Origin of the sequence: Myroides profundi, assembly GCF_000833025.1 — a bacterium.
Taxonomy (GTDB): Bacteria; Bacteroidota; Bacteroidia; order Flavobacteriales; family Flavobacteriaceae; genus Flavobacterium; species Flavobacterium profundi_A.
The window spans coordinates 2,792,723-2,806,989 of the sequence record NZ_CP010817.1; the positions used below are offsets into that span (position 1 = coordinate 2,792,723).

General features: G+C 35.2%; 11 protein-coding genes. 2 read left to right on the top strand and 9 right to left on the bottom strand.

The genetic code is table 11. The features are described 5' to 3' along the window. Nucleotides 1-3: 3 nt before the first annotated feature. From MPR_RS12320 to MPR_RS12355, 8 genes are all read right to left on the bottom strand, one after another. Nucleotides 4-1,434, bottom strand: coding sequence for an anion permease (locus MPR_RS12320; RefSeq protein WP_006258443.1), 1,431 nt, complete (start codon nt 1,432-1,434; stop codon nt 4-6). Nucleotides 1,435-1,458: 24 nt separating this feature from the next. Then, nucleotides 1,459-2,661, bottom strand: a complete 1,203-nt coding sequence (locus MPR_RS12325; RefSeq protein ID WP_041893036.1) for a porin — start codon at nt 2,659-2,661, stop codon at nt 1,459-1,461. An 18-nt stretch (nt 2,662-2,679) separates the two neighbouring features. Beyond that, the gene (locus MPR_RS12330) at nt 2,680-3,432 is read right to left on the bottom strand and encodes a succinate dehydrogenase/fumarate reductase iron-sulfur subunit (protein ID WP_041893038.1); all 753 of its coding nucleotides are present in this window, start codon (nt 3,430-3,432) and stop codon (nt 2,680-2,682) included. 12 nt (nt 3,433-3,444) lie between these two features. Then, complete coding sequence (locus MPR_RS12335) at nt 3,445-5,364, bottom strand: fumarate reductase/succinate dehydrogenase flavoprotein subunit (protein WP_041893041.1); 1,920 nt, start codon at nt 5,362-5,364, stop codon at nt 3,445-3,447. 2 nt (nt 5,365-5,366) lie between these two features. Continuing rightward, nucleotides 5,367-6,026, bottom strand: coding sequence for a succinate dehydrogenase cytochrome b subunit (locus tag MPR_RS12340; RefSeq protein WP_006258447.1), 660 nt, complete (start codon nt 6,024-6,026; stop codon nt 5,367-5,369). Between the two features lie 1,660 nt (nt 6,027-7,686). After that, a complete protein-coding gene (locus tag MPR_RS12345; protein WP_041893047.1) occupies nt 7,687-8,124 on the bottom strand; it encodes a GNAT family N-acetyltransferase in 438 nt (145 codons plus the stop codon). Nucleotides 8,125-8,177: 53 nt separating this feature from the next. Next, on the bottom strand, nt 8,178-9,599 hold the full coding sequence (gene mdtD / locus MPR_RS12350) for a multidrug transporter subunit MdtD (RefSeq protein WP_041893049.1): 1,422 nt from the start codon (nt 9,597-9,599) through the stop codon (nt 8,178-8,180). Nucleotides 9,600-9,920: 321 nt separating this feature from the next. After that, complete coding sequence (locus MPR_RS12355) at nt 9,921-10,493, bottom strand: anthranilate synthase component II (RefSeq protein WP_041893052.1); 573 nt, start codon at nt 10,491-10,493, stop codon at nt 9,921-9,923. 40 nt (nt 10,494-10,533) lie between these two features. Here MPR_RS12355 and MPR_RS12360 point away from each other — a divergent pair, with 40 nt between their 5' ends. Beyond that, nucleotides 10,534-11,502, top strand: coding sequence for an aminodeoxychorismate synthase component I (locus MPR_RS12360; RefSeq protein ID WP_041893054.1), 969 nt, complete (start codon nt 10,534-10,536; stop codon nt 11,500-11,502). Between the two features lie 269 nt (nt 11,503-11,771). Continuing rightward, a complete protein-coding gene (locus tag MPR_RS12365) occupies nt 11,772-13,463 on the top strand; it encodes an acetate--CoA ligase (RefSeq protein WP_041893058.1) in 1,692 nt (563 codons plus the stop codon). A 61-nt stretch (nt 13,464-13,524) separates the two neighbouring features. Here the strand turns inward: MPR_RS12365 and MPR_RS12370 are convergent, their stop codons facing one another. Beyond that, entirely contained in the window at nt 13,525-14,217 is a 693-nt protein-coding gene (locus MPR_RS12370) for an SIMPL domain-containing protein (RefSeq protein ID WP_041893061.1), read from the bottom strand. Between the last annotated feature and the right edge of the window lie 50 nt (nt 14,218-14,267).

A 14,267-nucleotide genomic window follows, 5' to 3' on the forward strand; every position in this document is an offset into this window, starting at 1 on the left:
TTATTAAAAAGCTCCTATTAAACTCATCCAACTCGTACCTACTACTAAATAAATAGCGAGTAACATTACTCCGATGATTAGACCATAAGTCCACCAAGATTTTAGTTCCACATATCCACTTCCGAAGAATACAGGTGCAGGACCATGTCCATAGTGTGTTAATGTTCCGTAGATAGATCCCATAAAACCTAACATCATCGCTAATAATACAGGTGGTACTCCTAACGATACCCCTACTCCTAATAAGGCTGCATACATAGCAGCTACGTGAGCAGTTGCACTCGCGAAGATGTAGTGACTAAAGAAGTAAACAATCACAATAATAGGGAAAGCATAATGCCAATCCATATCACCCATTTTACCTTTTACTAAATCACTGAACCATCCAATGAAACCAAGTTTATTCAATGAACTCGCCATCATCACTAATACAGCGAACCATACAATAGTATCCCAAGCTCCTTTTTCTGCTTTTACATCGTCCCATGTCAACACAGATGTCAACAGTAAGATCGCTAAACCAATAAACGCAGTAGTAGTCGCATCGATACTAAATAAGTCTCCAGTAATCCAAAGTGCTAACAGAATAACGAAAGTCATTAACATCAAGATCTCTGATATAGATAACTTACCCATTTCTCTTAATTTTTCAGCAGCCACTTTAGGTGCATCTCCTGTTTTCTTAAGTTCTGGTGGGAAGATCTTATACAATACTATTGGAGTCAAAATAAAAGCAACTAACCCAGGTACAAAACCTGCAGCTGCCCATGACATCCATGAGATATTAATTCCCATATCAGCAGCGAACTTCTGACACATTGGGTTACTCGCTGTACCTGTTAAGAACATAGATGATGCGATCAAGTTCATATAATAACAATTCAATGTCAAGAAAGAACCTAACTTCTTATGTGTTTCTGGTTTAGTTGCATCAGAACCAAAGTTCATAGCCATAGACTTCATGATAGGATAGATGATTCCTCCTCCACGTGCAGTATTACTAGGAATAGCAGGTGCTAATACTAAATCTGCTAGTCCTAAACCATAAGCCAACCCTAATGTACTTTTTCCAAAGGCACGAATAAATAAAAACGCAATTCTATTCCCTAATCCTGTTTTGATAAAACCTCTTGCAATAAAGAAAGAGATACCAATTAACCAGATTACTTTATCTCCAAAACCACTTAAACTCAGTGCTATTGACTTACCTGGATCTCCAGGTGCTAACAATTGAAAGAATGCTGTTAGACCTACTGCTAACATACACATTGTTCCCATTGGTGCTGCTTTTAGGATAATACCTAAAATGGTACTTACGAATATGGCAAATAAATGCCAGGCATCTGGAGTTACTCCTTCTGGAATTGGACAAAACCATAGTGCAATCCCGATTACAGCTGTAATCGCAAGATTCTTAAGATTTACTTCTTTCATCACTTATACGTCTTTGTGGTACAATTAGAATCTACATTGTAATTGGATAAATGCTAGATTAGAATTATAAGTTTTCGAATCTTTTATATTTTCTTTAAAGTTGTCTATTTGCATCCCCACTTGGATTCTCGCTCCATAATTTTTAAGGAACTCTAAACTAAACATAGGTGTCAATGTCTGACGTGCATTAGAATTTAACTGTGATTCCGCATCAAGGTATTCATAACGACATGCAAACTCTATAGCCTGGAAGTGCTTTCTACCTACTTCATAACGAATGTTTGGTAGCACATAGAAACTCTTCATTACATAATCATCTAATTTACCTAAGCGCTTATCAGCTGCCAACTTAAAGAACGCATCGTGATTAGTTCCTTGCTTAGCCTCTGTTTGAAAATCAAAACACCAACGATCCCCAATAGGAAACTTAGCTGCTGCCTCTACTCCTACTGCATATACATTTTCTTTTTGCACCTCACCTATACCTCCACTAATACCTACATTAAAATCATGCTTCTTATTCAGGTTAAATAAAAGTCTACTTGAGTAATGCTTACCATCATCACTATCCGTCTTATTCTTTCCATTACCATTCGTCACAGAGAACCCGTAACTCATTGGCACTTTACCCAAGTCTACACTACCTGTAATAGCAGCACCTACCTGGAAGCTCATCCACCCATTGTTACCAAATAGATAGTAAGAATTAGAGTAATCTATTGACTTCACAATATCTACTGCATACGTCTCTTCTAATCCGAATAGAGGTCTAAACTGTCCTACTGTAATCTGAAAGTAACGGTTAACCGTATACTTAGCATACGCATTTTCTAAAACTCGTGTACTTACGTCTTTATTCTTAAAGTCCGCAAAATTAACAAGAGCTGTTACTTCTAAGTTTTCAGTAATCTTCGCATTCATAGAAACACGCATTCTCTTGATATCAAAAGAATTGTTAGCATAACTTGTCTTTTCCGGTGTTTCTGAGTGATGTAGTCCATCTATATCCACACCTTTTTTAAAGTTATCTAAGTATCGAGTCTGGAATACTCCTCCTACTTTAAACTTAGGATATTTCTGCGGTTCAGGATTGATAATAACCTTGTCTTCGAAGACTTTGATTGTATCTGTCTTGACTTCTTGTGCGAATGAAATAGTGGAGCAGAATAATCCTGCTCCTACTATTATTTTAAATTTTAAGCTATTATAGAGTGTGAGAGTGCTCATAGGCTTATTTTTTATTTGTTATTTCTTAAACTTTAAAAAGCTAGCACGATTGTACTCGTAGTTCATACGTGCAATGTTAAGTACAGAAATACCTTGTGGGCATTCTACTTCACACGCTTCTGTATTAGAACAGTGTCCGAAATCTTCTGCATCCATCTGCGAGATCATTCTCAATGCTCTTTCTTTTCGCTCCTCTTGAGATTGAGGTAACAGCGCTAGTTGAGTAATCTTAGCTGATGTGAATAGAGCAGCACTACCATTCTTACAAGTAGCCACACATGCTCCACATCCGATACATGCCGCAGAGTCAAAAGCGGCTTCTGCTGTCTCATGTGATACAGGAATTGTGTTAGCTTCTGGAGCCTGTCCTGTATTTACAGACACATATCCTCCAGCAGAGATAATTCGGTCAAAGGCACTTCTGTCCACTTTTAGGTCCTTCTTCACAGGGAATCCCTTTGCTCTAAAAGGCTCTATTAATACCGTCTCACCATCTCTGAACTCACGCATGTGTAACTGACATGTCGTTGTATTCTCTAATGGTCCATGAGGATTTCCATTGATTACTACACCACATTGTCCACAGATACCTTCTCTACAGTCATGGTCGAACTCTACTGGTTCTTCTTTATTTACAATTAATTGTTCGTTTAATGTATCCAACATCTCCAAGAAAGACATATGTGGATTCACATTTTCTAACGTATAATCAACAAGTTTTCCTTGTGTTTTACGATTTTTTTGTCTCCAAATTTTTAAATGCAGTTTCATAGACTTTTTTAATTATTTATAACTACGGATAGTTGGTTGTACGAATTCGAATTTTAACTCCTCTTTATTCAAGATAGGCTCTTTATCTAATGACCCTGGCCACTCCCATGCAGAGATGTATTGGAACTCAGCATCATTACGTGCAGCCTCCCCTTCCTCTGTCTGGTACTCTTCTCTAAAGTGTGCTCCACAAGACTCGTTTCTAGTCAATGCATCGTAACACATTAACACACCGATCTCTAGATAATCTGCTACACGTCCTGCTTTTTCTAATTCAGCATTCATTGTATCATTCTCTCCTGGAACATGAACGTTTTTATAAAATTCATCTCTTAACTTCTTAATCTCTTCGATTGCATAAGTTAACCCTTCAGCTGTTCTAGCTAGACCACAGTAATCATATAATAACTTACCTAATTTTTTGTGGTAGTAGTCCACTGACTTATCCCCTTTTATATTTAATAATTGGTCTATTTTTTCTTTATTCTCAGTCACCACTTTGTCGAACTCTGGATGATCTGTAGAGATCTTACCTACTCTAATCTGATCTGCTAGATAGTTAGCGATCGTATAAGGTGCGATAAAGTATCCATCTACAGAAGCCTGAAGTAATGAGTTCGCTCCTAATCTATTTGCTCCGTGATCAGCGAAGTTCGCTTCTCCTAATGCAAATAATCCAGGAATAGTAGTCATTAACTCATAATCTACCCATAGTCCTCCCATAGAGAAGTGAGCTGCAGGAGATATCTTCATTGGTTCTTTATACGCATTGATACCTGTGATCTTCTCATACATACGGAATAAGTTTCCATACTTCTCAGCGATTTTTGGTTGTCCTTGCTCTTTGATTGCTTTAGAGAAATCTAAGTATACCGCATTCTTTAATGGTCCTACACCATGTCCAGCATCGATACGCTCCTTAGCTGCACGAGATGAAATATCACGAGGTGCTAAGTTTCCGAATGCAGGATAACGACGCTCTAAGTAGTAATCTCTTTCATCCTCTGGAATATCGTTAGCCTCTCTTGTATCATCTGCTTTTTTAGGTACCCATATACGTCCATCATTACGCAGTGATTCTGACATTAATGTTAGTTTAGATTGGTAATCTCCAGACTGAGGTAATGAAGTTGGGTGAATCTGAGTCCAGCTAGGAGAAGCGAAATACGCTCCTTTTTTATGTGCTCTCCAGATAGCAGATCCATTACATCCCATCGCTAAAGTAGATAGGTAATAAATCTTACCGAAACCTCCTGTTGCTAATACTACAGCATGTGCTGAGTGTTTCTCTATCTCACCAGTCTCTAAGTTACGCACTACTACCCCTCTTGCTTTACCATCGATCACCACGATATCTAACATCTCATGAGAAGAGTATAGTTGTACTGTTTTCTTATCCACTTGGCGCATTAGCGCTTGGTAAGTACCTAATAATAATTGTTGTCCCGTTTGACCTCTTGCATAGAAGGTTCTACTTACCTGTACCCCTCCGAATGATCTATTGTTTAAGTATCCTCCGTATTCTCTACCGAAAGGAACCCCCTGAGCTACCGCTTGGTCGATCAAGTTAAGAGAACATTCTGCTAGACGATATACGTTCGCTTCACGCGCTCTAAAGTCTCCTCCTTTTAATGTATCTACGAACATACGGTACACACTGTCACCGTCGTTTTTATAATTTTTTGCAGCGTTCACCCCTCCTTGTGCAGCTACAGAGTGCGCACGACGAGGTGTATCTTGAAAACAAAAAGCTTTTACATTATATCCCATCTCTCCTAGAGAAGCGGCTAATGAACTTCCTGCTAATCCTGTTCCGATAACGATTACATCAAGTTTTTTTCTATTCGCAGGGTTTACCAGACGAGCAGTTTTTTTATAGTTAAACCATTTTTCTTCTAATGGCCCCTGAGGTATTTTTGCATCTAATTTCATAGCTAGTTTTTAAGATTAGTGATGTAAATAAAAATTGGCATTGCAGCAAATCCAACACAGATAATTACTGAATAAGCAACTCCGAAGATATTAACCCAACGTACAAACTTTGGGTGAAATAAACCTAACGTTCTTACTCCACTCGTAATTCCGTGGATCAAGTGATAACACAATGCTACCATCGCGATAACATATACCACTACTAACCACAGCTCTTGGAATGCTGTAACTACTACTGCGTATAAATCTTTGTTTCCATTAGCATCGATGCCTATTTCTCCAAACTTATACACATACCAAAAGTTTTGAAAATGCAGAACAATAAAGATTAAAACTATTGTCCCTAGTACTCCCATATTTCTGCTGTACCATTTACTAGCTCTACCTCTATTATCTTTTTTGTATGTACCTCCTGAAGCCTTGTTCTTAGAAGTAATAATTAAAGCATAGATGGCATGTCCTATAATAGAAGCATATAAAACATAAGAAACCATTTTTACCAATGGATTTCCGGTTAGAAAATGCGAGTACGCATTAAAGCTAAGTCTTGCGTGTTCTGGCTCTAAAAATAACTGTGTATTTCCTAAAAAGTGAATTAATAGGAAAAAGCAAAGAAATAATCCTGTCGCGGCCATTACAATCTTGCGTGAGAGTGTGTTCATCTTTGTACTTTGTTTTTAATAATTAATGAATCCTTATTATTGTTACTAAAAGCCTATGTAGAAAATCAGTACTATATTTTACTTCTATTCATTATGGAGTATTTTTTCGTTTTTACTTCTTTTAGATATATAGATTCTATAAGAGTAAAATGTCTTGATACACTCAAAAATATCCTATAAACAGTTTTATATTCTAATTTTAAACAGACTCTAATTGTTTTCTTTATTTATATGTTAAAAGTATAATTTTAGTGTTATTTCAAAGATGACATATATCAGCCCTCATTTGGTTTTGCTCACTACCTATACACATTAACGTACATCAATATAATATCACAATCAATGTGAACTTGTATTTAAAATTATCAAATATTTTTAACATAAATAACGTTCCTTAAAAAAATAATAAGTTATAATAAAGTATATAATCATTATAAATAGTACTAATACTTCTAAAGAACATGCTACTCTTTTAACAAAAAATCAAATTCCATACCACAATGCTCTTTTTAACAAATTTAATTAGCACAACAAATAACAATACACCATATTCTCTATGTATTCTTTCAAATAAACACAACTAAACAGTAGTAAAAATCATTATATTCATTTCAGATCCCTAAAAAAGAAATCTATTATATTATTCATAATTTATAAACAGATAAAACCACGAAACCCTCTTATTTACTAAATTTAAGTATATATTATATATATTCTAAAAAGTCTAGTAAATGGAATAAATAGCTTTCTATAAAAGTTGTAATAAACCTAAATAAGTCTCTTTTCCTCTTCTTTTATACACTAAACTGTATTTTTCTATTAATAGTTCATATTGAGAATTTAGTCTAAAAAGAAGTAATTCCTCTCCCGAAGATTACTTTTTCTACCTATCAAACCCTTAAAAGAGCAATTGCAGAATCCTCAATTTTACATTTCTATCTTTCTCTTTCTTTTAAAAGCATTTGCTAGAAGTGTGTTTAAATCAGAATAGGATGAAATAAGTGTATTCAAGGAGCTTCTATTCCTATCTTTTTCAGATTTCATCATAACATGGAATACAAGAACAGTAAGTGGAGTATAAAAGGACATTTGTTGGACTAACCCCTGCTCTGCTCCACCATTATCGAGGTATTGTCCATGTATTGTCGAAGGATTTCCTTATAATCCCTATAAACACTAGGGTTGAGAGCTATTGTAGATAAGTGCTAAAAAGAACACAAAACTAAACAACAAACTCATTATCAATTAATTAATAGTATTTCAATCCAAAAAAAAATACTCCTTATTTTTTATAAAAACAGGGATATATCGCTTATTTCACCTTTAAACTGAAAAAAAGAAATCTAAAAACTATAAAAACGATGTTTTAAGAGGCTATTTTCTCCTCAAAAAGAAAAAAACAAGAAGCAATTTTTAAAGAATACAAAACTAGAGTGCATAAAAAAGCAGTAGTACACCAAAGTCTACTACTGCTTCATAATATATATTTTCTGATCTATTCCTCTAAGACTGAAGTTCTACTTTAACTTAGATTCGCGATAGACATCTAAACGAAAAGTAATTATACAAAATAGCTCTGAATTAGTTAGTAAAGCATACTATAATATGGTTTAAGAACTAATGAAAGAGATATGAAGTAGAATTGCTTTATAGTATTTGACTAATGTGAATCTGGGTTTAAATACTTGACTAGATACTTAGGTACATCCTCGTACCCCTGTCTGAAATAGAAGCGATGTGCGTCTGTCCTTCTACTATGGCTGTGGAGTTCTATTCTATCACACCCTCTGCTTTTCGCTAGAGCTGTTACGTGTTCTTCTACTAATCTCCCTACACCCTTACTCCTGATATTCTGATCTACTGCAAAATAACTTATCCTTGCAAAATCACCTTCTAAGGCTATCTGAGGAATAAAGTGTACTGAGATAAAGGCAATGACTTGTCCCTCGTCCTCTACTACTAAAAGCGCCTCTCGTTCACAATTATTCATTTCTGCTATTCTATGGGGCAAAAAACCTAAAGTATTAGGATACCCCATTTGTTCTAAAAGATTAGCAACTACATCAGCATCGTTGATTTCCATCTTTCTTATCTCCATCTCTACTTATTTTTAAAGAAAAGTAACTATTTTTTAAAACAGAGACAATGCTTTTATTCTTTTTTATACGAGCGCGCTCCAGACATACTTGATCCTGCATCTTTACTCAGATTAGTAAATACTAAACTAGACAGTACCGTAATCAATCCCATAACTAAGAAAGTATATCTAAACACACCTATCTTGTCACCTGATTCTGCAATCTGACTGTTCTGAAACAACATCAACACCATCGCTGATAAAGATATTCCTAAACTTACTGCTAACTGCTGTGTCACAGATAGTAGACTGTTTCCTTCACTAGACGTATCTTGGTCTAAATCGGCTAAAGAAATAGTATTCATAGAGGTAAACTGTATCGCGTTAAATGCACCGTTACCGATCATCAGTAAGATAATTACCCAATAAGGTGTAGTAGGCATTATAAAGAAGAAACAGCTGATTAACAACCCTGTCAGTACTGTGTTGGTAATCAACGTACTTCTGTATCCAAAACGTCTCACAATAGGTACTACGAAGTTACGAGAGACCAAGTTAGACAAGGCTTGTGGAATCATCATCATCCCTGCGTACATCGCTGAGTATCCATATCCTACTTGTAATAATAAAGGAATCATCAATGGCATTCCCCCAATTCCGAAACGTGTAATTAAGTTACCTATCAACCCTAAACGAAGCGTGGTAATCTTAAATAAGCTCAATTTAATCAAAGGTTCTTTTGTCATTCTAGCATAGAATACATAAGCTACTCCCATCAGCATCGCTACAAAAAATAGTGTAATTAATTGTACTGATGATATTGTAGGGCTATTCCATTTCTCTATTACTAAAGTTAAGGTAGTCAGTCCTCCACTAAACAACACCCATCCCAGAAGGTCAAAACGCCCTACCGTATTGGTAAAATTAGGGATGATCTTTCTAGCAAAGAGTACAGCTATCACTCCTACTGGTACGTTAATAAGGAATATCCAATGCCAAGACAACTTCTCTACTAAAAAACCTCCTACTGCAGGTCCTAACATAGGTCCTATCAGTCCAGGTATGGTGATAAAGTTAATCACCTTTAACAACTGGTTTTTAGGATAAGCATAAATTAAAGTTAATCGAGCTACAGGTACCATCATCGCTCCTCCAACAGCCTGAAATATACGTGCTAGAACTAGCTGATCTAAGGTAGCTGACATAGAACAGAATACAGAACCTAACGTAAATAGCCCTACTGCTAGGATAAATATTCTCTTCGTACCAAATCGGTCTGCTAACCATCCACTCAATGGAATCAACAAAGCGACTGTCAATGTATAGGACACAATGATACTCTGCATCCCTAAGGGTGACTCTCCTAAGCTCTTCGCTATAGAGGGTAATCCTGTGTTTAAAATTGTAGCATCTAGTGCTTGCATAAAGATAGCTAGAGCTCCTAGCCATGGCAAATATTTGCGTGTTCTTTCATCTTTTATTACTCCTGCTTGCATTGTATTCTAAATCATTTAGTAATTAATAATTTCTTTTTCACAGTGCAAAATTAGAGTATCTATTCTCATTTATTTAATGAATTATATAGATATTTTTTATCCTAAATAGGCTTTAAAATGATGAAAAAACAGTAGTTATATCAATTATACATTTCCCTATCTCTTTCTTTATTAATATATAATTTTTATAGCTATACTATTATTAGATAGATAATTTTTATATTATTTATACTGCAAAATTTGATAGACAAACTCTATAATGATTGATAAAAAAACGCTATTACAAGCAAAACACAATAAATAATTTAATCATTACAGGGATTAAACCCAATTATTTATGATTTCTCTACCATGAGAGGTAATATAAGATTCAGGGTGAAACTGTACTCCCTTAATATTATACACTCTGTGGCGAATAGACATGATAACCCCTTCATCGCTAAGCGCTACTATCTCTAGCTCTTCTGGAAAATCAGTAGTCGATAAAGCCCATGAATGATATAACCCTACTGAAATAGGGGTATCTATAGTAGCAAATAAAATATCTTCTGTTCTGTAATGTAAGGTAGTAGACTGCCCGTGATAGACATAAGATAGATTCTCTAATGTAGCTCCGAAGTACTCTCCGATAGTCTGATGCCCTAGACAAACACCTAAGATCGGTTTATCTGCTTTATATCTATCTAATATTCGAAACAAGATAGGGTAGCTACGAGGGACATCTGGTCCTGGAGATAAAACAAGCATATCAAACTTATCCAAAGATTCTAAAATAACCTCATCATGAGGAATTACTGTAATATTACAATGTTCGTTCTCATCAAAGAGTTGAACCAAATTATAAGTAAACGAGTCATGATTATCTATTATAACAATTTGTTTGATTTCACTCATAAACTATTTTGTACTTTTGAACCTTTAAACTTGATTAAATATGGTGCTCAAAGATACAACTATCTCTCTAATGAACTCATTGGGATCACAGAGAATTCCTTTCCTTTTTATCATTAGCTATGATGGAAAAGATTGTATCATCCAACCGTTAAAAGATATCGATCAAGAACAAATCAAATACAACTTTAATGGGATAAGCAATACGCACCCAAAAGAGCGTATCTCTAATCTAAGAATAGAAGCAAAACCTCTTAGCTTTGAGCAATATCAAGAGAAGTTTGATATCGTCAAAAAAGAGTTACAATTAGGAAATACATACCTTATTAATCTAACTGTGGCTACGCCTCTATCTTCTGCGTATACCTTAGAAGATGTGTATCACACTGCTAAGGCAAAGTATAAACTACTGGTAACAGATCAGTTCACATGTTTCTCTCCTGAGATATTCGTTCAGATTAAAGATAATGCGATATACTCCTATCCTATGAAAGGAACTATTAAAGCGGATATTCCCAATGCTAGTGAACTTCTCTTAAATGATAAAAAAGAGACGGCAGAGCATTATACGATTGTTGATTTAATCCGAAATGATTTAAATATCGTTTCTAAAAAAGTGAGAGTAAACCGCTTTAGATACCTAGATAAACTAGAGACATCTAAAGGGGCTATTTTACAGATGAGTTCTGAGATAGCAGGTGAACTATCTCCTAATTGGCACAAGGAGATAGGAACTATATTTAGCAAACTACTACCCGCAGGCTCTATCACTGGATCTCCTAAAGAAAGTACAGTAAATATAATAGCCAAAGCAGAACAATACGACCGCAATTACTATACTGGAGTATGTGGTATCTATGATGGTGAAAGCGTTGATAGTGCTGTGATGATTCGCTTTATAGAGCAGCAAGCTAATCAACTAGTGTATAAAAGTGGTGGAGGAATTACATCTTCTAGTGAAGTAGAAAAGGAATACGAAGAGTTACTTCAAAAAATATACATACCTAGTTGATTAATTTCAATTAAAATACAAATCAACTAGTATAAATTCATTTTTATCATTTTTAAAGTGATAAACAACTCTTATTAATAATAGTTAAAAAACAACTCTACTGAGCGAATTTAAATTATTTAATTATCATATTGCACTACTTTTTATTGCATTTTAGTTAATTAAAATCACTAAAAACAAGCACTTTGTCTATTCATAATTGATTATTTTATTTTTATATACATCTTAATTCTGTAAATTACCCCTACCAAAAACTAATTTAATAAAGAATGAAAGATTTGTATAAACAAATCGGTGAATTACTCATCGATCAGAATTACGATGCCTTACATGATCTAAAAATCGAAAAGCCAGAGTACTTTAACTGGGTACAAGAAGTGTATGAAGATATACACGTAAAAGAGACACCTGAGAAGACTGCCCTATTATGGACAGATGGAGAGGTGACTCATCACTACACCTTTCAGACCTTACATGACAGGTATAATCAATTGATTAACTTTTTGCGTTCTAAAGGGATTCAAAAAGATGATGTGATTCTAACACAAATGATGCTACAACGCATTAACTGGGTAACACATTTAGCAACAATAAAAGCTGGATATCGATTATCTCCAGCTGCAAGTATACTAGGTGTAAAAGATCTAGTATACAGATTCCAAAAGATAGCTCCTAAAGTAATATTAGCAGATAGTGATAATGTAGAAAAGATAGATCAGGCTGAAAAAGAGTCTGGTATAGTGATCCCTGTAAAGATTATCGTAGATGGACAAAGAGAGGGATGGTACCCACTAACGGTACTAGATGAACAGAGCAAAGAGGCAAAAGGTGAAATGACTAAACCTGATGACACGCTATTTATGTTCTTTACCTCTGGTACTACAGGAATGCCTAAGATAGTATGCCATACTCAGTTAAGTCAACCTCTAGGACACCTTACTACTACCTCTTGGATAGGACTTACGCGCAATGATATTCACTATAATATCTCACAACCTGGGTGGGCTAAATTTGCTTGGAGTAGTTTATTCGCTCCTTGGAATGTAGGAGCTACTATATTTGCTTTTGCTACGAAAGAGCGCTTCAATGCAGCTAAAACACTAGAAATGATAGAGAAACACGAGGTAACATCCCTATGTGCTCCTCCTACTGTGCTGCGTTTCTTCATACAAGAGGATCTAAAGAAATACAACTTTAGCCTAAAAAAATGTGTAGCAGCTGGTGAACCTCTAAATCCTGAAATCATTGAAGAGTGGAAAGAAGGAACAGGATTAGTCGTTAGAGATGGTTTTGGTCAAACAGAGAGTACTTGTATGATCGCTAATTACCCTAATGCTAAGCTAAAATATGGTTCTATGGGTAAACCTACTTTCTTATACGATATTGTCATTGCAGATGATGATGGAAAAGAGGTCGCTATCAATGAGGAAGGGAATATCTGTGTAAGAACAGGTACAGGACAGCTCAACGGAATATTCAAAGAGTACTTATACGACAAAGTAAAACAGAGTGAAGTATTTAAACATGGATTATACTACACTGGTGACAAGGCGTATAAAGATGAAGATGGTTATATCTGGTTTATCGGTAGAGATGACGATGTGATCAAAGCTTCTGATTACCGCATCGGTCCATTCGAAGTAGAAAGTGTACTATTAGAACACCATGATGTAGTAGAATCTGCTGTAGTAGCGAGTCCTCATCCAGTAAAAGGATTTGAAGTAAAAGCATTTATTATCTTAAATGACCATACTAAAGCATCTGCAACTTTAGCACAAGAGTTATTTAAATACTCTCGTGAACATCTAGCACCTTATAAGATGCCACGTAAGATAGAGTTTGTGACAGAGCTACCGAAGACCATTAGTGGTAAAATAAAGCGCGTAGAACTAAGAGCACTACAAGCGGAAAGAATTGCTAAAAAACAAGAGGTTGAACTAGAGTTTGACTACGTAAAATAAGAAAAGAGAAAAGGGCTGCCAGATATCTGACAGCCCTTTCTAATTATAAATAAAAAACTTACTATTCTAACGTAAAACTAATAGACACATTAGATACTACTTCTAGTTCTCCTAATGCGATAGTTTGTTCTCCAAAATCTGCTGATGCTTTCATCATTGTCATTGGTCTAACGATAATAGGTGTAGATGCACTGCTATCAGATACTAAAATAGCTTTACCTACTTTTTGCCCTAATGCATTTGCATAATCAGTAGCTTTTTGTTTTGCTTCTTTTACTGCTAGTGTACGAGCTTCTGCTTCATACATTGCTGTCTTAGAAGACTGGAAGTCTACTCCATCGATTCTATTCACTCCAGACTCTGTAAGGCCTACCATTAACTTCTCATATTTAGAGATATCTGTCAATGTAATAGATAAAGTCTGAGATGCTGAGAAGTAATCTTTCTTCTCTTCATAGTCTCTAGATTTATAAAGGCTCACGCGTTCTGTTTGCATGTCTTTATCCTCTATTTTCATTGATTTTATGTACTTAATGATAGTTGCAATAGCTTTATCATTTGCTTTTTTAGCATCTGCAGCCACTTCGGCTTTATTCTCTACTCCTACTCTGATTACTACTTTATCTGGTGTAACATTTACCTTTCCTACTCCATTTACTTGAATCTGAGGTACAATTACACCGTTGTTATTTTGAGCTACGATAGCTGTTGTTGTCATTAATAATGACGCGAACATAATTGACATTTTTTTCATCTGTGACTTTCTTTTTGCTTTGTTATATTACAAATGTATCTAAAAAACAT